This is a genomic window from Limnospira sp. PMC 289.06, from assembly GCF_032350395.1.
Classification (GTDB): domain Bacteria; phylum Cyanobacteriota; class Cyanobacteriia; order Cyanobacteriales; family Microcoleaceae; genus Limnospira; species Limnospira platensis.
Window position 1 is genome coordinate 1 of record NZ_JARPLC010000051.1, and the last position, 23719, is coordinate 23719.

Here is a 23719-nt window from a genome sequence, read left to right on the forward strand (position 1 = left end):
TTAACCGGAGAGTAGGTTGTGTGAAACCCAACAAAAGCCCACAGAGAGTAGGTTGGGTGAAACCCAACAAAAGCCCACAGAGAGTAGGTTGTGTGAAACCCAACAAAAGCCCACAGAGAGTAGGTTGGGTGAAACCCAACAAAAGCCCACAGAGAGTAGGTTGTGTGAAACCCAACAAAAGCCAATTAACCGGAGAGTAGTTAGTTTTTACAAACCTAAGTAAATGTATTAAATATAGCCAAAATCAGGCAGAATAAAGCTGCCATGACTTTGGTTATATCGATGTGAAAGGGCACTACTTGGGTTTCTGATCTGATTATAACCTATACTGCCAGATTTTTCTATCCGATTTGTGCAACTTTTTGAGGCTCATGGACTGTAGAAACCTCGAAATTGATATATTGAATTGATACATAAAAAAATCCCCCCTAACCTTATTAGCGGGAAATGGGGGGGGTAGTAGGGTTTTTAGGTTGTCAGGGTTCAGTTATTAACTTGTTCAAATTCAACCTCAGTATCAGGGTCAATATCAACTTCGGTATCGTCCCCTTCACCAGATAAAGGGACTAAAGCGACAGCAGCGATCGCATCTTCCTTATCCAAGCGTTGTACCCGCACTCCGGTAGCATTGCGGGACTGTCGAGAAATAGCACTAATCACCTGACGAATAATAATTCCCCGGCTGGTAATTAACATCAATTCATCAGTATTATGTACCACCTGAAGCGCTACCACACAATCACCAGATAAATGGGGTTTAAACTTAGTAGCAATAATTCCTTTTCCGGCGCGATTTTGTAAGCGGAATTGAGACACAGGAACCCGTTTTCCATAACCCCTAGTAGTAATCACCAAAATCGAAACCCCATCAGGTTCAACCTCAGTAGTAGCTAGTTCTTCCGAGGAATCCATATCTTCCACATCTTCAACCGCAGTAGTATTTTCCTCCTCTTCTATTTCCGGTTCTTCACCCCCCAATTGAGGAATAGTAGCCACAATAAAACTAGGGAGAATATCCATACCAATGAGTTCATCATTTGGTTTGAGTTTCATAGATTTAACCCCACGGGTAGCGCGACCGAGGGGTCGTAATTGTTTATCATCAGTGTGGAAATGAATAGCCATACCTAGGCGAGAACCGATAATAATGCTATCATCCACCCTAGCACTGCGTACCCAGCGCAACTCATCTCCCTCATTTAAGGAAATGGCAATTAATCCATTAGAACGGATATTGCTAAAAGCGGAAAGGGCAGTTTTTTTGATATAACCACCCTTAGTTAGCATCACCAAATATTCATCGTTGGTAAATTCCCCAACCGCCACCAAAGAGGTAATTTTCTCATCCCGAGGAATTGGCAACATTTGCACAATCGGCACCCCCCTAGCGATGCGAGACCCGATAGGTATTTGATAGGCTTTTAAACAGTAAGCTACCCCCCGTTCAGTAAAGAATAGAATACTGTCATGGTCGCGACAACTCAAGAAATGTTTAACCCCATCATCCTCCTTCATTTTGGTACCAGATTTACCGCGAGTCGCGCGATTTTGAGCCTCAAAAGTATTAACTGGCATCCGTTTAATGTAGCCTTGTTCAGTGAGGAGAATAATCGCCTTTTCATTGGCAATTAAATCCGTATCTTCCAGCTCACTTTCTTCGAGTTCAATTTCCGTCCGCCGGGGTGTGCCGTGACGTTCTTTAATTTGTATTGCTTCCTGCTCAACAATTTCTAAAATCCGTTCTCGGCGATTTAAAATATCGTTGAGGTCAGCAATTTTCTCCAAAAGTTCTTGATGTTCTTGGTCAATTTTCTGAGCTTCCAAGGCGGTTAAACGTCGCAGTTGCATTTGTAAAATCGCATCAGCTTGTGGTTCAGAAAGTCCGAACCTTTCGATTAGCTCTTGTTTGGCTGTAGGGCTATCAGCAGCATGGCGAATTAGGGCAATAATTGCATCCAGATTATCGAGAGCAATTAATAATCCTTGCAGGAGGTGATCACGTTCTTCGGCTTTGCGTTTTTCATATTCAGTACGCCGCCGGATAGTGTGGATGCGGAAGTCTAGGAAAACATGGAGATATCGCTTGAGGGTAAGTAATTCTGGTTTTCCGTTAACTAGGGCTAACATATTAGCGCCGAAGTTAGCCTGAAGGGGAGTTTGTTTATAAAGGTTGTTGAGAACCACCCTAGGATAGGCATCTCGTCGGAGTTCCACGACGATCCGCATCCCTTCACGATCGCTTTCATCTCGGATATCTGAGATCCCCTCCAGGCGCTTCTCATTCACCATTTCGGCGATTTTTTCGATTAAAGCGGCTTTGTTGGTTTGGTAGGGTAACTCGGTGATGATAATAGCTTCGCGGTCTGGTCGTCCTCGGTGTTCAATGGTTTCAATTTGGGCAACTCCCCGCATGGTGATAGAACCCCGTCCGGTGGTGTAGGCTTCCCGAATACCAGAGCGTCCGAGAATTTTCGCCCCGGTGGGGAAGTCAGGACCAGGGATATAGCGCATTAGTTCGATGTCAGTAATTTCGGGATTATGAATTACCGCGACTAAGCCATCGACTAACTCATTGAGGTTATGGGGGGGGATGTTAGTTGCCATTCCGACGGCGATACCGGAGGAACCGTTGAGCAACAGTTGAGGAATGCGGGCCGGAAGCACTAGGGGTTCTTGTTGGGAACCGTCAAAGTTATCGCCAAAATCTACGGTATCCGAGTCGATATCCCGCAACATGGCTTCGGAGGTGAGGTAGTGTAGGCGACATTCCGTGTATCGCATGGCGGCGGGGGGGTCATTATCGACGGACCCAAAGTTCCCGTGACCTTGAATTAGGGGCGATCGCATCGAAAATTCCTGAGCCATCCGCACTAGGGCATCGTAAACGGCTGTATCACCGTGGGGGTGATATTTACCCAGAACCTCCCCTACCACCCGGGCGCACTTCCGAAAGGGGCGATCGGGCATTAGGCCTAGTTCATTCATGGCATACAGGATGCGACGATGGACTGGTTTAAACCCATCCCTGGCATCTGGCAGCGCCCGACCTACAATGACGCTCATGGCGTATTCGAGATAGGATTGCTGCATCTCGTTCCGCAAATCCGTTGGGATAATTCGGGATTCGGAAGCGCTCATAGAATTTAAAACTCCATTAGTATTGCAAAAACTGTCGCTTTTTTGTGAAATAATCAGATCAAATAAATTGATTTTCGATTATTATTTGAAAACGCGCGACTAGGCTATAAAATTATAGCATAGTTTTCACACATTTTTGAGGGGAATCCCTCTCGGCCCTGTTGCCTTTTTGTCCCCTATTGTTAGCCCCGGCACGGTCAATGTTAACTGTTATCTACTCTGACGAATTTCTGGAACACAAAACGGGTTTATTTCATCCTGAACGACCCGAACGCCTGAAAGCGATCGTCCAAGGTTTGCGGGCCGCCCCTTGGAGTGACCAACTAACTTGGCTGTCACCCACTCCGGTACAAGACCGCCAAAGCCTGATTATGCAAGTCCTCAAGGCTGTTCACACCGACTCCCATATTGACAGGATTAAAAATATTGCCAGTGCTGGCGGCGGCCATCTTGACGGCGATACTCCCATTTCTGAGGAGAGTTACCAGGTGGCGCTATTGGCGATCAGTGCTTGGTTAGATGGTGTCGATCGCACTTTGACTACCGCCAGACCTAGTTTTATTTTAGCCCGTCCCCCCGGACATCATGCCGAAGCGGGTCGGGGTATGGGGTTCTGTTTGTTTTCTAATGCGGCGATCGCTGCTCATTATGCCATTCAACAGCCTGGTATCAACCGGGTTGCTATTCTTGATTGGGACGTTCACCACGGTAACGGAACCCAAAGCCTGGTCGAAAATCACCCCCAAATGGCTTACTGTTCCCTTCATCAGTCCCCCTGTTATCCCGGAACTGGCTACCCCCAAGAAAAAGGTCAATATAATAATGTTTTAAATATCCCGATGTCTCCCGGTAGTACCATGGCATTATACCAGCCAGCTTTTGAACATAAAGTTATCCCTTTTTTACAAAATTTTCAGCCAGATTTATTAATTGTCAGTGCTGGATATGATGCCAATCAAGCTGACCCCTTAGCCAGTATTTCCTTACAGCCGGAAGATTTTGGGGTTTTTACCGACTATTGCTGCCAAATAACCAGCAAAATTGTGTTAGGATTAGAAGGGGGATATGATTTAAAATCTTTGGCGGATTCAGTGGTGGCAACTATAGAATCTTGCTTAAATCATTAATCCTTCCCCCTCCGTTCAGCAATTAACTCCCGCCACAACCAACTATCAAATATTATCTGAAATAATATCAAATTGAACTATGGTCAAATTTGAGTTAAAAGCACCCTTTCAACCTACAGGAGATCAACCATTAGCGATCGCCCAATTAATTAACAGCATCAAATCCGGTCATCCTAAAACCACCCTATTAGGCGCAACTGGAACCGGAAAAACCTTTACCATTGCCGCCACCATAGCCCAATTAGGTCGCCCTACCCTAGTCCTCGCCCATAACAAAACCCTCGCCGCCCAACTCTGCAATGAACTGCGGGAATTTTTCCCTAACAATGCCGTTGAATACTTTATCAGCTATTACGACTATTATCAACCGGAAGCCTATATTCCCGTTTCCGACACTTATATAGAAAAAACAGCCTCAATTAACGATGAAATTGATATGCTGAGACACTCAGCTACTCGGTCATTATTTGAAAGGCGAGATGTAATCGTCGTAGCTTCCATTAGCTGTATTTATGGGTTAGGAATACCCACCGAATACCTCAACGCCGCCATTCCCCTACGGGTAGGAGAAGACCGAGACCAACGCCAACTTTTGCGAGACCTAGCCTCTATTCAATATAGCCGCAATGACACCGAAATCACTCGCGGACGCTTCCGAGTTCGCGGAGATGTCTTAGAAATTGGACCCGCCTATGAAGACCGCATAATTAGGGTGGAATTTTTCGGGGATGAAATTGATGCAATTCGTTATATTGACCCCGTAACCGGAGAAGTCTTACAGAGTTTAGAAACATTAAACATATACCCCGCGCGCCACTTTGTGACTCCCGGAGATAGGTTAGATGCTGCTTGTGATGCTATTGCTGCTGAACTTAAACAACAGTTAGCCGAGTTAGAAAAAGCTGGTAAACTTTGGGAAGCCCAACGCCTAGATCAACGCACTCGCTATGACTTGGAAATGCTGCGAGAAGTGGGATATTGTAATGGTGTGGAAAACTACTCTCGTCACCTCGCTGGAAGGCTTCCCGGTTCCCCTCCTGAGTGTTTGGTGGACTATTTTCCTGATGATTGGTTATTGGTGGTCGATGAGTCTCATGTGACGGTTCCTCAAATTCGGGCTATGTATAATGGCGACCAAGCTAGAAAAAAGGTGCTAATTGAACATGGTTTTCGTCTCCCTAGTGCGGCGGATAATCGACCTTTGAAATCTGAGGAATTTTGGCAAAAAGTTAAACAGTGTATTTTAGTCTCGGCGACACCAGGAGATTGGGAAATTGCACAATCTCAAGGTCAGGTTATTGAACAAGTTATTAGACCAACCGGGGTAGTTGACCCAGAAATATTTGTCCGTCCGACTACAGGACAGGTGGATGATTTAATCGCTGAAATTAAGGAAAGAATCCCCAGAAATGAACGGGTTTTAGTGACGACTTTAACTAAGCGAATGGCGGAGGATTTAACTGAGTATTTCCAAGATAGGGGGATTCGTGTCAGATATCTACATTCGGAAATACAGTCGATTCAGCGCATTGAGATTATTCAGTCTTTACAAGAAGGTGAATTTGATGTGTTAATTGGGGTTAATTTATTGCGGGAAGGTTTGGATTTACCACAGGTGTCTCTGGTGGCTATTTTGGATGCGGATAAGGAAGGATTTTTGCGCGCGGAAAGGTCTCTGATTCAAACTATTGGGAGGGCGGCGCGTCACGTTCGCGGTCAGGCGATTTTGTATGCTGATAATATGACGGACAGCATGAGCAAGGCGATCGCCGAAACTAACCGACGGCGAACAATTCAGTTGGAGTATAATCAAAAATATGGGATTATCCCTAAATCTATTGTCAAAAGTTCCAGTAATGCCATTTTGGCGTTTTTGGATGTCTCCAGACGCTTAAATTCTCAACAAATTGATCTCGCTTGTCAACAGGTGGATGATTTACCCCTGGAAGAAATACCAACTTTAATTGAACAGTTGGAGGTTCGCATGAATGAGGCGGCGCAACAGTTGGAGTTTGAGGAGGCGGCTAAATTTCGCGATCGCATTCGCATTTTACGCGATAAATTAGTTGGTCGTTAATTGATTTTTAGGACTCAGCGGCTGGGCCAAAAAAAAATTTTTCTCGGCGCGCCCCCGCGCTTTTTTTTTCAGAAAACCCTATCTTTTTGGGGGAGTCCGTGCTATACTATAATATAATTGGAATATTTGCGAAAATATTATTTTTGCTCAAATTCCATTATTTAATATACTCCTATCATAGCCGAGTAGCGCCGCCCTGTCAACCCCTTTTCACTTGGGCGGCCGGGCCATTTAAAAAAAAAGCTATTCTATGACAACTGGATCAGCCGATCGCAATTGCCAAGTTTTGCAAGTCCAAAAATAAGCGCCAATACCGACAAGTAAATTAGCAATACAAGCGGCGGCAAAAATGCCTTTAACTCCCCACCAGAGACTACCCAAATAAGCCAAAGGAACATAAAGTAATAACATCCGGGTAATAGTCATCATCAAAGATGGTAAAGGCTTACCCAAAGCATTAAAAGTAGAACTAGCGATGAACATGAGACCCATAGTTCCATAACTAACGGGAACGAGGGTGAGGTAACTAGCAGCGATCGCGACTACATTGGGATTTTGATCAAAAGCGGTAGCGATTTGTTCAGAACTAGCAGCCAAAATAAGAGTTAATAGGACTCCCCAAAATATACAAAACAGGAAAGACTGTCGGATAGCAGTGTGTACGCGATGATAAAGTTGAGCGCCCCAATTTTGACCAACAAAAGGACCAATACTAGCAGAGAGTGCCATAATCACAATTAAAGCGAAAGCCTCGACTCGGGTAGCAATACCAAAACCAGCGACGGCTTCGGCCCCCTCTGTAGCGACCAAACCTGTAACGACGGCGGTAGAAATAGGGGTAATCATATTGGTTCCGGTAGCGGGAATACCAACATGAAGAATTTGTCGCCAGTCGGACAATAGGTCTTTGGGGGTGGGAAGTTTCCAGAGGAGCATTTTTTCGCGGAAATGCAGGAAGAAGACGGAAGCGATTAAAGTGGTAGCGCGACCGATAACAGTAGCGATCGCGGCTCCCCGCAGTCCCATGGCTGGTATAGTAGCAAAGCCAAAGATAAATATGGGGTCAAGGATAATATTAACGACAGCAGCGACAGTCATAATCACACTAGGAACGAAGGTATTACCCGCCGCGCGAATAGCGCTAGTCCCGACCATAGGAACCACCAGAAAAATGACACCCCCATACCAAATGGTCATATACTCGCGGATAAATGGCAAGATATCAGGACTGGCTCCCAAGGCTTGAAACACGGGGTTAATGGTGCTGATACCGAGGACGATTAAGACACTAACCATAAGCAGAGAGAGACTGAGAGAGTTAGTGGTGAGGCGGCGGACGCGATCGCGTTCTCCCTCCCCAATAGCCCTAGCAATGACAGAAGCAGCGCCTATCCCCAGTCCCATAGATACGCTTCCTAATAGGGTGACTACTGGAAAGGTAAAACTCATCGCGGCTAGTTGTCGGGTTCCCAACTTAGCGACGAAGTAGGTATCTGCTAGGCTAAAGGCAATAATGGCAAACACTCCCCAAATCATTGGTAGAGTGAGGTTAATCAGGGTAGATGTAACAGATCCTTGGGTTAATGTTCCTTTCATAGGGCCAGCGGCTTTGAGCATATTTACAAAAGTTTACCAAAAAAAAAGGGTTGAAGCTAGGCGGTAGGCGGTAGTGGCTCTATTAGTGTTTGGGGGAAGATTGCTAAAATGTTACATATTATTGCAGAGCTTCATAAAAGTTAGACTGCGATCGCCTCAATCCCCTAATCTGTAAGCATGGTATATTAATGCCAGTGTGCTAAATCCCAATCATCCTGGGATAGATCATTGGCGACAACTGATAAACAATGCTGACGTTTGAGAATAAGGAGATTAATGGTGCCCCTTCCATTATTAAGCTACACTACAACGAGTTTCAATACTCGTGTTGCTGGATATGAAGTTCCAGGTGATGAGCAGCCCCAAATTTATACGGCTGAAAATATGCCTTCGGGTTCTGAGTGGGACGCTCTGATCTGGGCGGCTTATCGGCAAATCTTTAGTGAGCATCAAATGCTGAAAAGCAATCGCCAAACCTTCCTTGAGTCCCAACTCAAGTTTGGTCAGATCACCGTCCGTGACTTCATTGGTGGGTTAGCGACTTCGGCTCCTTTCTTGGAGAGAAACTACCAAACCAACAGCAACTACCGCTTTGCGGAAATGTGCGTTCAGCGAATTCTCGGCCGGGATGTTTACAACGAACGGGAAAAAATCGCTTGGTCAATTGTGATTGCTAACAAAGGACCCAAGGGCTTCATTGAGGAATTACTCAATAGCGACGAGTACCTGGATAACTTCGGATATGATACAGTTCCTTATCAACGTCGTCGGATTCTGCCTCAGCGCAATATGGGCGAAACACCCTTTAACCTGAAGACTCCCCGGTACAATGAATACCACCGGACCCAGTTGGGATTCCCCCAAGTTATCTGGCAAACTTCTGTACGTCGCTTTGTACCCCAAGAGAAGCAACCCAAAGCTGGCGATCCCGCCAACTTCCTGGCTATGGCAAAACAGGTTTCTCGTCCTGCCAACACAGTAACTCGCGTTGCCCTTGGTAGCATCAATTTTGACACCATGGTTCCTTACCGTCAGCGCTAATAGGATCTAATCCTTACTTAATTGGGATTGACAGTCGCTGCCAGCGGTTAGATATTCGGAGTTTTTGACCCAATGGTTAACTCTTGATGTCTAACATTTGGCGGCGAATTTTTCGTGGGGGCGATCGCTATAATAACAATAATTGTTAATCATCCCTAATGTATTATGGCTCTCCGGATTGTTGACTTGGAGATTACTTGGGAAAAACTTCCCGATGATTTTATTCTACCGGACGATCCTGTGGACAATATTAATCAACCGGCTTTAGCTGTAGCCCTGACTGATAGTCTAGCTGTGGCTGGTAAACTGAGCCCATTGAGTATCACGCCCACCAATTATGGGATCTGTGCCACCCTCAACGGTAAAATTGTGGTGAAAGCCCCAGACTGGGCGTTTATTCCAGAAATTCGGGTTGAGCGATCGCAGGTTGAACGCAGCTATACTCCTGAGTTGCAGGGTGCGCGTCCGATTATAGTTATGGAATTTCTCTCTGATACTGACGGAGGGGAATATTCGATTAAGCCTACCTATCCCCCAGGAAAATGGTTCTTTTATGAACGGGTGTTAGAGGTCCCTTACTATGCTATTTTTGACCCCAAAACTGGTAAGTTAGAACTTTATCGCCTTGATGAACAGGGATTCTATCAAATACAAGAACCACTAGATGATGGACGATATGCGATCGCTCCCATGGAACTGTTTTTAGGGGTTTGGGAAGGAACCCGCGAAAACCGTAACGGTTACTGGTTGCGCTGGTGGAATGAAGCCGGAGAGTTGCTGCTTTGGGGTATTGAATTGGTCGCCCAAGAACGCCAACGGGTGGAAGCTGAAAGCCAACGGGCTGAAGTTGAAAGCCAACGGGTGGAAGCTGAACGACAACGGGCTGATGCTGAACGACAACGGGCTGAACGTTTCATGGAACAACTGCGCCAGGCTGGTATTGAGCCTTTAGACAATTAGTTTAAAGTAATTTTCAACCACTAGGTAGGGGCGTAAATATTTCGCCCCTGTCATGTGGGGTCTAGTTGTTGTGAAATCCATTGTAAATAAGAGGGGGAACCTGCGACAATTGGTAAGGCAATAATTTCCGGCACTTCATAGGAATGAACCTCGGCGACCTTAGCAGCCAAAGCGTCAAACTGATTCAGGTCAGTTTTAATAATTAATTGCCACTCATCGGATGAGCAGATCTCACCTTTCCAGGTGTAAACTGAATGGATGGGCATTAAACCCACACAGGCGGCTAGTTTTCCCTCGACTAAAGTATGGGCGATCGCCTCTGCTTCCGTCCGGGAACTTGCCGTTACTAATACTATACCATATTGAGCCACCATATCAATTATACCACAAACATCTAAACTTGAGATTGAGAAAGTGTTAAACAGCAGAAATTTTCTAAATCCAGATATAAGCGAAAAGACAACGGTAAAATTGCCTCACAGAAATTAGCCTCTTTTACCTCGACTCCCAGTAATTTAGCCTCGCGCAAATCAGCATTTCGGAAATTAGCCCCCGACAATTTAGAACCATTCAGATCAGCATAACTCAAGCAAGCATTTTCTAAATTAGCGCCTCTTAAATCGGCATTTTCTAACTGGGAACCTAGGAGTTTAGCAGAACTGAGATTAGCCCTAATCAAGTTAGTTCCGGTCAAATTAGAACCACAAAGCCTAGCGTTACTCAAGTTAACACCATTCAAATCTAGGCGACTCAAATTAACACCATTCATATAAGCATTTTGCAAGTTAACATCAGTGAGCCTGGTTCCAAATAACTTAGCGCCACTGAGTCGCACACCATTGAGATTAGTATATCTCAAATCACTGCCAGTCAAATTAGCCCCCCGCAGATTAGCAAATTGCAGGTTAGCACCACATAAGTTAGAATTGGGGAGACTAGCGCCACGCAAATTAGCACCCGCCAAACTTGCGCCACTGAGTTGGACACCAGGTAATTTAGCTTTGACTAAAAAAGTACCGTTGAGATTGGCTTTGGTTAACTCAGCCTCCACCAGCTTGGCTTCGTTCATTTTAGCAAAACTCAGGTTGGCACGGTGTAAATTTGCACCATTGAACTTAACACGACTTAAAAATGAGCGAGTCAGGTTAGCACCCGTCAGGTTACTTCTCGATAGGTTAACACCTATGAGAATGACCCCTGTCAAGTCTACGCCACTGAGATCGACTCCTGTAAAGTCGGTTTCGCCTTGTTCGTAAAGTCTTAAAAGATGGCTGACGTTCATGAAAAAGTAACTCCGGCTACCTCTGATTATTTATCTAAGCACGGAAATTTCACAAAGTTTTTATATTTTTGTGTTGTTTTAATCTGTCGAAATGTTGCAATTATGGGGGTAGGACGAGAAATTATGGCCGAGAGTGGGGTTAACGAGGGTCTAACCCCGGAAAATTTATACACTCCAGTTAGGCTGTGATAAGCTACCCTTTCTGGATAAGGACTTCCGTTAAATCACGCAGATTGAGAAACATGATCCATACCCCATTACCAGACCCAGAAGACAACCCAAGGTCGGTCAAACGTTGGCGGCGTTGGCTTATTTGGGGAAGTGTTGGCTTAGGTCTTACTTCTGTGACGATCGCTGGTGGTGTAAGCTGGTTTATACATTACCGTTTAGCCTCTACCATCGCTACAGCCTTAGAGGGGACTCTCGATAGACCTGTAGAAGTCGGACCTGTTGAACGCTTTGGGATTATTAGTGTTCGTTTTGGACGGTCTGTGATTCCTCCCACAGATACTGATCCCAATACCGCCTCACTTGAAGCGATCGAAGCCAGCATTTCCATTATATCACTATTAACGCCAACTGTCGGCTTAAATTTACGGGTGATCAATCCCCAAGTTTATCTTGAACAAGACGAACTCGGAAATTGGATTAGGACTGAGATAGCGCCGGGGGATGAAAGTCCTGTGGATGTGGAAATTGGCTCTATTACCATTGAGAATGCTAATGTTAAACTCATGCCTCAAACTCTGCTGACGGCTGAGGTGAGAGAAGACCCGATCGCCCTCAATGTCGATCGCCTGATTTTAGATATCAGTGACCAGAACGATCGCATCAGAACCCACCTCACAGGTGAGTTTCACCGAGGCGGGAACATACAGGTTAGAGCGGATGGTATTTTATCTGCTGGAGATTTCGATACCACTATCACAGCTAATAGTCTTAATTTACCACAATTAGGATTATTAGTCAATACCCCCGGTATAATTTTAGGCGAGGGAGAAGCGGATGCCCAATTAAGGGTAAAATTGGCGAATTTTCAGCCGACTGGTATTTGGGGAAATCTGCAACTTAGGGAAGTACAAGCCATTTTAGCAACCCTTTCGGAACCGGTGACGATCACCAATGCTAATTTGGGGTTTGAGGAGACAGAGGCGACTGTGGAGACCCTAGAAATAGCTTGGGGTGATTTAGGAGTAACGAGCGGAGGGACAATCAGAACTAATGCAGAATTTGACTTGTTACAAACGGAATTCGATTTACAGGCAAATTTGCTCCCTGTTACTTTGGCGACGTTATTAGAAACGGCGGATCGAGAATTAGGGGAAACTCTGGTTTTACCAGTTCAGGTCGCGGGGGAAGTTACGGCTGATATTAACTTGACGGGAAACCTACAACAGCCTCAGCTAGAAATAGCGATCGCTACCACAGAAGACACGCAAATAGATCGGGTAATTTTTAGCGAAATTTCCCTAGACATAGCTATCGATCCAGAACTGGATCAGCAGTTAAATTTAGTAGCAGATCCAAGCCTGACGATTAACAATTTAAGGATTAAACCGATAAGCCGGGGAGAAATTAGCGGTGATGGTAGTATTGAATTAACGGGACTGACGGAGTTAATTCGCGCCGCCACTTTGACGACGGCATCACAGGGAGAATCACTTTTACAGCCAACAGTAGAATTTACGGTAGATATTGATAGTCTATATTTAGATGCGATCGCCAGTCTATATGAACTTCCGAATAATACTAAATTAGGGGATATGTTCGCGACGGCTAAAGTTTCAGGTTCCCTAGATCACCCCCAAGCGGATATTAACTTTAATCTCCCCAATGGAACGTTCCCGATCTTAGGATCTAGTCAAATCACCAAAAATCAGTTAACTGCGAATATAGCCATAGCAGAGGGGAGAGTAAATGCGAATGTGCAACTAGCGGATAATAATAATTGGATAGCCACGCTGAACGCGAATGAATTAGGCTTAGATCCTCTGGTCAGATTAGGATTACCTCTAGCCAACTTACCCCCAGAGTTGCAGCTAATTATCGGACAAATTGACCTGAGACAAGATAAATTAAACCTAGACACGACCATCACAGGTCAACTGGATAAACTGAACGTAAACGACATCATCGCCAATGGTAATGTTAACCTAACGATCGCTAACGGAGAAATCAACAGTGATTTCAGTTTAATAGGTGGACAATTGGGGGCAGATTTTAGAGGAAATGACCTAAATCTACCGCAAATTATAGATATCGGATTACCCCTAATAAACTTACCGCCAGAAACTCTTATCGAACTGCAAACCCTAGATTTCAGCAATGGAACCGTGCAAACTAGAGGAGTTGTGGCGGCAGACTTGAATAATTTATCAGCGAATAATATCACAGCTAATGCTATCGGTGATATCAATTTTGGGAATATGGGAGGGGTGATATCTTTCCGAGAAACTCGCCTGATAAATGGGGAGTTTAACTTGGAGTTGGAGGCGAATAGTGTGCGATTGAATCCTTGGTTAAATGTAGCCAGCAATTTGGGGAATTTACCACCGGCAACCAGGGAAACCTTGAGGCGATCGCCAGAGTTAAGAAACAGTAGCTTAAATGGAGTGATGATAGCCGGGGGAAATCTGAATAATCTTAATCAGATTAAAGGTAGTGTAAATGGATTAGTTAACCTTCCCCAATTAGGTGGAGAAATCACCGCCAGAGGCGAAATTGATGGGGGGGACTTTGAGGGAACGATCATCAGTAATAATCTGCCTTTAAATCCCCTAATCAACTTAGGATTACCTTTAGCTAATTTACCGGCGAATGTAGTGGCAGAAATTCGCAATTTAGACCTAGACAACCCACAACTACAAGGGGAAACCCGGTTTAGTGGAAACCTAGCCAGCATCACCCCAGAAGCCCTAACTATTAGTTTAGACGGACAGTTAAACTTAGGGAGAGATGGGATAATCAAAGGGGTTGGGAGGACTGAAGGAGGTAACTGGAATGCGAATATAATAGGCGATCGCATTGCCTTAAATCGCTTTTCACAATTAGTAGAAAATCTCACGGGAATCGAAACCGCCCTCAGACCGACGGGATTACTTAACCAAGCCGAAAATATGCCGTTATTACGAGGTTTGTTAGATACGGAATTAAATGCTAGAGGTTCAGTGACAGAATTTAACCCTGCTACCCTGGAAGCCACCAGCAAACTAAGACTTACCGAATTACCAATAATTCGCCAACCTTTTGAAGCCATAGCGAGACTTAACAACGGACAAGTGAACATTGAACAGGCCGAAACTCCCCAATTTGGTGCTAACGGTTTATTGGAGCTGGAATTTAGTGGAAGTGGAGTTCCCAGTTTAGCCAATGTCGATCTAAATTTACGGGTATCTAACTTTGATTTAAACTCGCCTTTAGTGGAACCCTTGTTAGCCAACCTTCCCTCGGAAATACTACCGGGAGAAGTGCCACCTGTGGCTGGTAATGTGAGTTTTGAAGGTCAGTTAAAAGGTGCGATTTCCGCGTTAAATTTACAGGGTGATGTCAGGTTAGAAAATTTTGCCCTGCGGTCTCTCAGCTTTGACCGAGTAATGACCGGAACTTTAAGAGTAGGACTAGGTGGCGGCGGTGTGAACTTAGCCTTATCAGGTCAACAGGACAAAATCGAGTTAGTATTAGACGATCGCTTTTTACCTACTGCATTTTTAGTACAGCGAGGAAATGCGATCGCCAAAGGAACCACCCCCAGCCCAAACAACCTACAAATTACCCTAGAAGATTTCCCCATAGATGAATTAGGAATATACCCCATAGTAGCCGAAGGTTATGGTTATTTAGGAGGTGATTTAGCCGCCATATTAAATATTACTAATATCGCCAGTTTAGACATTAATCAAATAGGCGCAACTGGTGAAATTAGCGTCCAAAACCCCAGTTTAGGTCATATAGAAGCCGATAGCTTCACCATTACTCAACTCAACCTTAGCGGTGGTCAATTTAGCTTTAATGACGGGGAACTTCGCCTAGGAGAAACCCAGGTTTTAATAGCAGGACAAGCCAACCTAGTCGCTATTATAGCGCAGGTTCCCCACTCCGAGGAAGAACCCCAATTTCAAGCTAATATCACGGTTAACCAAGGTAGACTACAAGATATATTTACCGCCTTAGAATGGTTCGAGTTAAGTGATATCGCCAACGGTCTCCAACAACCCCAACGCGGCACTGCAGCGGACCTAGAAACCGTGGCGGTAGGATTATCTGAGACAGCGACCCTAAACCAACAGCTACAGCGTTGGGCAGAAATTAACGCCCTATTGGCACAATGGGAAATCAAACAGAAGGAGAATGCTTCGCCATTTCCGCCCCTAGACCAAGTAAATGCCAAATTTGATGCTGAAATCAAAATCAGCGGTTCCCCAGCCAATTTAACCGCCACTGCGGACATAAATGGTGAGGACTGGACATGGGGTAAGTACAGAATTGATGAGTTAGGATTAGAGGCAAGTTTCGAGGATAATATAGTCCGGATGTTACCGTTGAGAGTGCGTTACGGCGAGACATTGGTGGGATTTCAGGGACAACTAGATTTAGATGAGCAAATACCTTCGGGTCAGTTGCGGGTTAAGAATTTGCGCTTAGAAACCATAGAAGAATTTTATGACATTCCCAATATTGCTTTGAGTGGACAGTTAAACCTGCGGGCTTTGTTCGCGGGGAGTTTAGATAATCCCCAAGCATCGGGGGAATTTACGGTACTTGAAGGATTATTTAATGATGAACCCCTGAAAGAGGCGCGGGGTAGTTTTAACTATAATAACGCCCGGTTTAATCTAGGTGGAACGGTGTTAGTCACGGAACAAGATCCTATAGAATATCGTGCATCAGTACCTTTTAGATTACCCTTTGCTAAGGTGAGACCAGAAAGTAATCTGGTCAGCGCTGAGGTGGAAATGCTGAATGAGGGATTCAAGATTATTAATTTACTCAATCCAGAAGTGACTTGGGTTGAGGGACAGGGTTTTGTACAAATGCGGGCGCGAGGAGTGCTAGAACAGGCTGATGATGGTTCAATTGAGAATATTGTGATCGAACCTGATGGGGTGTTGAAGCTGGAAGATGTGGTGTTGAGGCTCGCTAGTAATAACAGTTCGATTACGGGTTTATCGGGAACAGCAACTTTCCTGAGAAATCGCCTGCGGGTTAAGGGTATGGAAGGAGAATTATTCGGAGATACTGGGACGGGAAAGGTTTTTATCGATGGGGTATTGCCAATTTTTGAACCGATGAAACCGGAAGATCCAGATATTGACTCGCCCTTAAAAATGGTTCTGGAAAATTTAAAGTTAAATTTAGCCCTATTGTATCAGGGAGCAGCGGCGGGAGAAATTGTGATTGGTGGGACGGCTTTAAAACCGGGAATTGGTGGTGAGGTGGTGTTGTTTGATGGGACTGTAACTTTACCGGAAGCAGACCGACCCCCGGCTACGGATAACGGAGATAATCCAGAACTGCTAAATACTGGACCTGTAGAGGTTAGCTTGAATAATTTTACGTTGACTTTGGGAGAACATATTCAAGTGCGATCGGCTTCTATTACGCCTATTTTTGATGCGCCTGTGCTGAATTTTAACGCCCACGGCACAATTATAGTTAATGGAGATTTAGATAGTTTAGAGAGTATTCGCCCCCAGGGAACTATTGAATTGACGGGAGGTGCGGTGAATTTGTACACGAGTCGATTTCAGTTAGACCGGGGTTATCCTCAACGGGCTACTTTTGTTCCTGATAATGGACTTGACCCGATTTTAGATGTGCGACTGGTGACTAGGGTATCGGAAACGACTCCGGCTGTGGCTTCAACTTCTGCTTTTGAAACGGAACTTATGGAAGTACCTAGGGCTTCTCAATTTGGTACGGTACGCACTATTAGGGTAACTGCTTTGGCTCAGGGTCCGGCTTCTGAAATTAACGATATTCTGGAGTTACGCAGTTCACCACCGCGATCGGAAATTCAACTGTTAGCTTTGTTAGGAGGTAGTGCTATTGAAGGGGTAACGGGGGATACGACTTTAGTTTTGGCAAATATTGCTAGTGCGGGACTGTTTAATGAGATTCAACAGAATGTTATTGATGCTACTGGGTTGACTGAATTTCGCATTTATCCGGCGCGGGTGTCTCAGTCCCAGGAACGTTCGGGTTCGACGGCTTTGGGTTTGGGACTAGAGGTGGGTTTGGATGTTGCTAATAATGTGTCGGTGTCGGTGAGTCGGGTTCTGGCGGCGAACCAGCCTACCCAGTTTAATCTCAACTATCGGGTTAATGACCGCTTGCTTTTGCGGGGGGCTACGAATTTTGGCAATGAAAGTGAGGTGAGGTTTGAGTATGAAACACGATTTTAGTAGGGGTTTTAACAGGGCTGAATTTGGCTAATGGCAATAATTAATCACCAGAAACACGACAATTTTTCAGGAGGAGTCATCTATGTATAACATGAATCAATCTATGCAAGTGGCTAAACAAGCCACCAGAGATATTGAAGGCTGGTTATCTGGTCTGCCGGAAACTGTGGCTATTGAAAATGTGGAAGATAACCGGGAATATCAAAGGGTTGATGTTGATTTGATTTGGATAACTAAAACTGGCTCCTATCAAGTGGAAATTAAGGGCGATCGCTACCACAAAACTGGTAATTTTTTTTGGGAAACTCACAGCAACAAGGAACGCAATACACCCGGTTGTTTTCTTTACACAAAAGCAGATTGGGTGTTTTACTACTTCGTGACTCCTCGTGTGCTTTACCAATTACCTATGCCAGCCACCCGCGACTGGTTCCTTGAGAATATTAACCGTTTCCGCGAAAGGTCAACTACCACCAATGTGGGTAATAGCTATTATACCACGGTGGGGCGATTGGTTCCTATTAATGTGGTAATTTCTGAAGTTCCTCAAATTATCAAACATCAATTATAATAACTATCAATTAATGAATCTAACTAATTTTTGATAATCTAAATAAAATCAATTTATATGGTTTTTGTCGGTATTAGTCTAGTAAATATCTATAATTCGCTATGGTCTCCGGCTGAGTATATTTAAATTCTGGTAGGGAAGATGATAATTATGGAAGGGGGCCCTTCCAAAGATGGTTATACTAAAAGGGTTGAGTATTTCTGAACATCTGGAATTGAACGGGCCCCCAAGTAGGGGCGATCGCCGCTGTAAATGGCTTCTACACTGACATTAGAGGTAATTGATAAATTAAATTTTTCTAAATTTGCGTAAATTTATCGGTTGCTGCTGATAGGTAGATAGATGATCTCCCTAGACGATGGCCATCTCTAAGGGAGGATAACTGAAATGGGAGGATAACCTTTAGAAAAATTTACAGTCAAAAGCTACATTTTTGTTTAATAATAAGGGAATAGCCTATGGTGTTTAAGCATTAGGTTTAAGATGGTGGGAGTGTCTCACGGCAAGGGTTATAGTTATATTAACCCACATTTTGTAGCAGCCTTTTTTAGAACTTTCGCGAGGGGAGGGGCGATCGCCTCTGGGTCAAGGTGGCGGCGCGGAGGTGGTGGGATGCGATCGCGTTTTCTTTCATGCTTTGTATTTTGAGCAATATACAGTTAAGTTTTACTAAGTTTCACGATTGAGATATGGTTAATTCTACAGCCCCAAATATAATAGCTCTACAGGTAATTAGAGAAGCAGTTTGGCATCTAGCAAATTGGGCACAAGCCAAATGGCCTGATAATTTTAATGTCCCAGAAGAGAATCGGGCGATCGCTAGAGCCAAACAATTGTTATCTTGGACAGAGACAAGCCAGATTCAACCCTTACACCTCTTGTTTGATGCGGTGAATCTATCACAGCCACAATCTCATCGGCATTATGTACCCGCTATCGCCATTGAGGATAGCAACCCTAGAATTCCTTATCCTACAAATGAACCAGTTAAAGCCGAACAAATTGATGTTTTGCAACAAAACATTAGAGAAGCGATCGCCTATTTAAGACCAGAAGATTGGGACAACTTATCACTATTAACCTTGCTTTTAGAAAAGTTTGGGTCCTGTTTATCATTAGGAGTTGAAAATGTAGCTTTTTATGATTTGGTCAAATCAACTGCTGCGATCGCCGCGATTTTATCACATGATTATCAAGCATCAAAGATTAGCTTAATAGCGGGTGATTTGTCTGGAATTCAAGACTTTATCTATACAATTTCATCTGACGGAGCCTTAAAATCACTGAGAGCTAGAAGTTTTTATCTGGAATTAGTGACGGAAGAAGTGGCTCAACAACTGCTAATGAAATTAAATATACCTCGGACTAATATTATTTATGTTGGCGGTGGCAATTTATATTTATTAGCTCCCGAACAGAATAATGAAAATTTAGTTGAACCCATACGAGATATTTTCAATGAATGGCTAATTGATGAATTTCAAGGCAAAGTATTTTTAAGTCTAGGGTCTCAAAATTTTAATATCGAGGAAATTGGAACGGCTAAATTTGCTCAACAATGGGCAACTATTACTCAAAAATTGGCTCTGCAAAAAGCTCGGAAATTCGATCATCATTTGGATAATTTATTAGGGATTAAGGAAACCTATGAACCTTGTCGGGTTTGCCATCGAGATGATGAGGAAAACTTACAACCGCTTAACCATCAAGAAGCAGATTCGGTGTTAGCTTGTCCGACTTGTCGGCAGATGTTTCGCCTGGGAAGTGAACTTTTTAAAGTAGATGCGATCGTGCGATCGCCAGTTCGCAATAGTATGGCAAAATCCTTAGATAGCTTGCACATTAAGTTACCAGGACAGAGTATATATTATCACTTATTTCGAGGAAAGCAGCAAGTTCAAAATTTACAAGAATCGGAAACTGTTTTTTGGGTAAACAATTGGACAGTTGCCGACTATAAAAATTGTCACTCCGTTTCTTTATTACTCGGCAACTATGCTCAAAATAGCCAGGAAGAATATGGAACAATGACAGCCAATGAAATGGCAGATATGGCTAAAAAAGACGGTTGTATTCCCAGAGTTGGTTATTTGCGAATGGATGTAGACAAATTAGGGCAGATTTTTGCCAAAGGTTTAGGAAATGATCAAACCTTACCTCGGTTAGCTGGCTTATCGCGCCAAATGAGTTATTTTTTCAAAGTTTATTTGAATAGTCTGGCTCAATTTCGTCAGGAAAATTTACATAATACAGTGTTTCAGAGACTAACCGGAGAACGCCAAAATTTACTATTTATTTATGCTGGAGGAGATGATTTATTTGTGAGTGGTGCATGGCATGAAGTTGTGGAATTTGCTTTTGATGTTTATCAGTGCTTTCGCGCTTATACAGGGCATCACCCAGACATCACCCTTTCTGGTGGTATTAGCTTGTCAGTTGCTAAATTTCCTCTCTACCAAGCCGCAGAAGAATCTGGACAAGCAGAAGATAAAGCTAAAGCAAATGGTCGAGACAGCTTGGGATTATTTGGTAGTGTATTTAAATGGGATGAGTGGTTGGGAACTGAACTAACAAATTTGCCAAATATGCCACGGAGTCCTCATAATTACTTGAAAACGAAGGAATTGCAAACTTATCTTGCTAACGAAATATCACCGAGTCTTTGGGGAGTTATGCCATTTGTTAAACAATTGCATCAATCTCTGGAAATCAATTATTCTCGAAGTTTTATAAGGAATCTCTTGGCAACAGCAGAACTTCAGGATAAAATGATAAAAGAAGCTGCCAGAAAACCCCAGGAGTATCAGTGGGATGTCCGTTACTTCCTGCACTTGCCCAAAATTGCTTATACTTTAGCAAGGCTACCAAATCATGTTCGTAATCATCCTAATTTTGAACCAATTCGTACTTCTCTAAAAAACCCCTATAATGCCCCCTACTTTCGAGCGATCGCTACCTGGCTAGAGATGCTTAACCGTTCTTCAATTAACAGTGAATAAAAACCCGCCTTCTTAGTCAGACCTTGCTTCTCATATAAAAACCGGAAATTATTATGACTCCCAATCAACCGAGACACAATTCAACACCTCAATCAGCATCATCCCCAACTCCGGATCGAGAGATAATTAAAGCTATTCACAAGTTGAAACAGGACAAGAAAAATGGGACTCTCAAAGATTACCCAATTCGAGATCTGGTTAAACACGCTGAGATTTTCGGGCCTTATCTCAAAAACAAGAGGTTAGAGACCAATCAGATCCGCAAGTTTTTGGATGCCATTAATCGTTTGAAAGCCAAACTGGCTCAAACTGAAGCAAATCAGAATCAGCTTTTTGCCGAAATTGAACCGGAAATTGTACTTCTCAAACCCAAGTTAGCTTATGCAGCAGCCAGACAAGAGGCAGCCAAACCTTTGAGTGATGTTATGTCTGCTGCTATCGATCATGTACATTCTTTAGAAGATTTTGAACGCTTAGTTCAATTAATCGAGTCCATTATTGCTTATCATAAAGCCGAAGGAGGAAAATAATGACAGTTATTGAAAGACCTCAAACCCCCCTAGTTGGAAAGTTAAAAATTACGGGAACTCTGATTGTTGAAACGGGACTGCATATCGGTGGTGGCGGAGAAACATTGGAAATTGGAGGACTGGATAAACCTGTGATTCGCGATCCGGTGAGTCAATATCCATATTTGCCTGGTTCTTCGATTAAAGGTAAACTTCGAGCCATTTTAGAAAGATGGCTTAATAAACCTTTAAATCGAGGGGGAGGAAGCGGAACATACCGTTATGAAAGTGATGATCTAGAGAGTGGCTATACAGAGATTCAAGCGGATCAGTATGTTGAATATGAAGGCGCAAAAACCTGTGAAGTTAGCCGTCTCTTTGGCTCCACTGGTGGTTCTAAGTGTTGGATTCCTAGCGATATTGCTCAGTCACAGGAATTAGGTGGTCAGGGAAATAAAACCATTAATGGTGTATCTCATACGAAGATTAAAGGCAGAAATTGTCCGGCTCGCTTGATTGTTCGGGATTGCCATTTAACTCCCGAATCAGCAGAGCAACTTCGTAACATTGACACTGGGTTGTATATGACTGAGTGGAAGTTTGAGAATGGATTAGATCGGGTGACAGCAGCGGCTAACCCCAGACAATTAGAGCGAGTCCCAGCCGGAGCGAAATTTACTTTTGAAATGGTTTATACCGTTGAGGATGAAAATCAGGCGATTAAAGATGTCAAAAACTTAGCGATCGCTCTGTCAATTTTAGAAGATGATGCCTTGGGGGGACATGGTTCTAGGGGTTACGGAAAAGTGAAATTTGAGAATTTTAATTTTGAGTACCGTGATGCCAAACAATACGAAAATATTGCCAGTGGTGGCGGTACTTCTATTAACTTCCCATCCCTCAAAAATACGGCTGAATTTTTAAGCAGATTTAGCGAAATTCAATCTCAGTTACCAGGCAGTTAAACCTAGATTATGAGCAACTACAAGCGAGTTAGCCTGAATTTCGGACAACACTCTACCCATTTTGGTGAAGTCGGAATTGGAGTTGAAGAAACGAGCGAACGGGTGCGTTCTGATACATTATTTAGTGCGCTGATTATTTCCTATGCTCGGTTGTTTGGAAAAGATGCCGTTGAAGATTTACTGCAATCTTTTGAATCATCGCCTCCTTTTCGGGTCAGCTCAACATTTATTTACTCTGAGGATGGTCAGAAAAGGATTGACTACTTACCAAAACCTCTCAAATTTCCGCGCGGGTATCCAGTAGGAAATGATTTAGAATTTACCAAGACTTACAAAAAAATTCACTACTTACCTCTGGATATTTGGCAACGCTGGTATCAAGGTAGTGGTTTTACGGGGACCGATCGCACCGAATTGATTGATTATACTAACCAGGCTAACAGTTCTGGTAATCTCAAAAATTCGGGAATTTTTGACTATAGCCAAGCCTATCAAATCCATAAAACTCCCAAAGTAGCGATCGACCGACAAACTCGGGCGACTAATTTCTATCATACTGGTTTTGTACAATTTAATAAGTCCTGTGGATTGTACTTTTTAATAGATTTAGTTAACGTCGATAAAGACTTAGAAAATAGACTTTTTGCCGCCTTAAATTTATTGGGGGATGAAGGCTTAGGCGGTGAGCGTTCCAGTGGCGCAGGACAATTTAAACCCACTTGGTCAGAGCTATCTGATACATGGAAAAAGTTGCTTAACTGTCCTCAAGCAACCGACTACAGTTTAATCAGTTTGCTTTGGGAAAATCCGATTTCGGATATAGTCCATAATGATAGAGCTAGTTATGGAATACTGGAACGAGGGGGATGGATTTCCTCTCCCTTTTCTGGGCGACAACTGCGACGTAAAAAAGTGCGAATGTTTGTCGAAGGCTCGGTATTTCCAATGCCTACTAACGGACAATTAGCGGATGTAACTCCCTACCAATTTCAAAAATTACATAAAGTGTATCGGAGTGGAATTGGTTTTAGCTTGCCTATTATCCTATAACAA

The 23719-nt window shown here is 43.7% G+C and carries 15 protein-coding genes; 11 read left to right on the forward strand and 4 right to left on the reverse strand.

The features are described from left to right. Nucleotides 1–483 precede the first annotated feature (483 nt). Nucleotides 484–3138 carry a DNA topoisomerase (ATP-hydrolyzing) subunit A gene (gyrA, locus tag P5674_RS12450; protein ID WP_006616698.1) on the reverse strand — a complete coding sequence of 885 codons (2655 nt, stop codon included), beginning with the start codon at nt 3136–3138 and terminating at the stop codon, nt 484–486. Nucleotides 3139–3338: 200 nt separating this feature from the next. Here gyrA and P5674_RS12455 point away from each other — a divergent pair, with 200 nt between their 5' ends. After that, nucleotides 3339–4265 carry a histone deacetylase family protein gene (locus tag P5674_RS12455; protein ID WP_006616699.1) on the forward strand — a complete coding sequence of 309 codons (927 nt, stop codon included), beginning with the start codon at nt 3339–3341 and terminating at the stop codon, nt 4263–4265. A 79-nt stretch (nt 4266–4344) separates the two neighbouring features. Beyond that, the gene (gene uvrB, locus P5674_RS12460; protein ID WP_006616700.1) at nt 4345–6342 is read left to right on the forward strand and encodes an excinuclease ABC subunit UvrB; all 1998 of its coding nucleotides are present in this window, start codon (nt 4345–4347) and stop codon (nt 6340–6342) included. Nucleotides 6343–6585: 243 nt separating this feature from the next. Here uvrB and P5674_RS12465 read toward each other — a convergent pair whose 3' ends face one another. Next, complete coding sequence (locus P5674_RS12465; RefSeq protein ID WP_315670019.1) at nt 6586–7938, reverse strand: MATE family efflux transporter; 1353 nt, start codon at nt 7936–7938, stop codon at nt 6586–6588. A gap of 276 nt (nt 7939–8214) precedes the next feature. On the opposite strand from P5674_RS12465, the gene P5674_RS12470 reads away from it, so the two are divergent. Together P5674_RS12470 and P5674_RS12475 are read left to right on the forward strand one after the other, a co-directional pair. After that, entirely contained in the window at nt 8215–8979 is a 765-nt protein-coding gene (locus P5674_RS12470) for a phycobilisome rod-core linker polypeptide (RefSeq protein WP_006624590.1), read from the forward strand. A 165-nt stretch (nt 8980–9144) separates the two neighbouring features. Next, nucleotides 9145–9939 carry a Uma2 family endonuclease gene (locus P5674_RS12475; protein ID WP_006624591.1) on the forward strand — a complete coding sequence of 265 codons (795 nt, stop codon included), beginning with the start codon at nt 9145–9147 and terminating at the stop codon, nt 9937–9939. A 50-nt stretch (nt 9940–9989) separates the two neighbouring features. Here the strand turns inward: P5674_RS12475 and cutA are convergent, their stop codons facing one another. After that, the gene (gene cutA, locus P5674_RS12480; RefSeq protein WP_006624592.1) at nt 9990–10313 is read right to left on the reverse strand and encodes a divalent-cation tolerance protein CutA; all 324 of its coding nucleotides are present in this window, start codon (nt 10311–10313) and stop codon (nt 9990–9992) included. A 20-nt stretch (nt 10314–10333) separates the two neighbouring features. After that, on the reverse strand, nt 10334–11221 hold the full coding sequence (locus tag P5674_RS12485) for a pentapeptide repeat-containing protein (RefSeq protein ID WP_006624593.1): 888 nt from the start codon (nt 11219–11221) through the stop codon (nt 10334–10336). A 242-nt stretch (nt 11222–11463) separates the two neighbouring features. Between P5674_RS12485 and P5674_RS12490 the strand changes: the two genes are divergently transcribed. The 7 genes from P5674_RS12490 to csm4 all read left to right on the forward strand — a co-directional run bounded on the left by P5674_RS12490 (nt 11464) and on the right by csm4 (nt 23716). Beyond that, entirely contained in the window at nt 11464–17622 is a 6159-nt protein-coding gene (locus P5674_RS12490) for a translocation/assembly module TamB domain-containing protein (protein ID WP_315670020.1), read from the forward strand. A gap of 82 nt (nt 17623–17704) precedes the next feature. Then, a complete protein-coding gene (locus tag P5674_RS12495) occupies nt 17705–18193 on the forward strand; it encodes a hypothetical protein (protein WP_006617754.1) in 489 nt (162 codons plus the stop codon). A gap of 483 nt (nt 18194–18676) precedes the next feature. Next, complete coding sequence (locus tag P5674_RS12500; RefSeq protein WP_014275917.1) at nt 18677–18841, forward strand: hypothetical protein; 165 nt, start codon at nt 18677–18679, stop codon at nt 18839–18841. A 41-nt stretch (nt 18842–18882) separates the two neighbouring features. After that, nucleotides 18883–21192 carry a type III-A CRISPR-associated protein Cas10/Csm1 gene (gene cas10 / locus P5674_RS12505; RefSeq protein WP_006619020.1) on the forward strand — a complete coding sequence of 770 codons (2310 nt, stop codon included), beginning with the start codon at nt 18883–18885 and terminating at the stop codon, nt 21190–21192. 53 nt (nt 21193–21245) lie between these two features. After that, the gene (csm2, locus tag P5674_RS12510) at nt 21246–21722 is read left to right on the forward strand and encodes a type III-A CRISPR-associated protein Csm2 (protein ID WP_006619021.1); all 477 of its coding nucleotides are present in this window, start codon (nt 21246–21248) and stop codon (nt 21720–21722) included. Next, on the forward strand, nt 21722–22666 hold the full coding sequence (gene csm3 / locus P5674_RS12515) for a type III-A CRISPR-associated RAMP protein Csm3 (RefSeq protein ID WP_006619022.1): 945 nt from the start codon (nt 21722–21724) through the stop codon (nt 22664–22666). Before csm2 ends, csm3 begins: the two co-directional genes overlap by 1 nt. A 9-nt stretch (nt 22667–22675) precedes the next feature. Continuing rightward, nucleotides 22676–23716, forward strand: a complete 1041-nt coding sequence (csm4, locus tag P5674_RS12520) for a type III-A CRISPR-associated RAMP protein Csm4 (RefSeq protein WP_006619023.1) — start codon at nt 22676–22678, stop codon at nt 23714–23716. The last annotated feature ends 3 nt before the right edge of the window (nt 23717–23719 follow it).

Bases quoted from the DNA above. Each gene is read 5' to 3' on its own strand.
- gyrA (WP_006616698.1), bottom strand. From the start codon at position 3,138: ATGAGCGCTTCCGAATCCCGAATTATCCCAACGGATTTGCGGAACGAG.
- P5674_RS12455 (WP_006616699.1), top strand. From the start codon at position 3,339: ATGTTAACTGTTATCTACTCTGACGAATTTCTGGAACACAAAACGGGT.
- uvrB (WP_006616700.1), top strand. From the start codon at position 4,345: ATGGTCAAATTTGAGTTAAAAGCACCCTTTCAACCTACAGGAGATCAA.
- P5674_RS12465 (WP_315670019.1), bottom strand. From the start codon at position 7,938: ATGAAAGGAACATTAACCCAAGGATCTGTTACATCTACCCTGATTAAC.
- P5674_RS12470 (WP_006624590.1), top strand. From the start codon at position 8,215: ATGGTGCCCCTTCCATTATTAAGCTACACTACAACGAGTTTCAATACT.
- P5674_RS12475 (WP_006624591.1), top strand. From the start codon at position 9,145: ATGGCTCTCCGGATTGTTGACTTGGAGATTACTTGGGAAAAACTTCCC.
- cutA (WP_006624592.1), bottom strand. From the start codon at position 10,313: ATGGTGGCTCAATATGGTATAGTATTAGTAACGGCAAGTTCCCGGACG.
- P5674_RS12485 (WP_006624593.1), bottom strand. From the start codon at position 11,221: ATGAACGTCAGCCATCTTTTAAGACTTTACGAACAAGGCGAAACCGAC.
- P5674_RS12490 (WP_315670020.1), top strand. From the start codon at position 11,464: ATGATCCATACCCCATTACCAGACCCAGAAGACAACCCAAGGTCGGTC.
- P5674_RS12495 (WP_006617754.1), top strand. From the start codon at position 17,705: ATGTATAACATGAATCAATCTATGCAAGTGGCTAAACAAGCCACCAGA.
- P5674_RS12500 (WP_014275917.1), top strand. From the start codon at position 18,677: ATGGTGGGAGTGTCTCACGGCAAGGGTTATAGTTATATTAACCCACAT.
- cas10 (WP_006619020.1), top strand. From the start codon at position 18,883: ATGGTTAATTCTACAGCCCCAAATATAATAGCTCTACAGGTAATTAGA.
- csm2 (WP_006619021.1), top strand. From the start codon at position 21,246: ATGACTCCCAATCAACCGAGACACAATTCAACACCTCAATCAGCATCA.
- csm3 (WP_006619022.1), top strand. From the start codon at position 21,722: ATGACAGTTATTGAAAGACCTCAAACCCCCCTAGTTGGAAAGTTAAAA.
- csm4 (WP_006619023.1), top strand. From the start codon at position 22,676: ATGAGCAACTACAAGCGAGTTAGCCTGAATTTCGGACAACACTCTACC.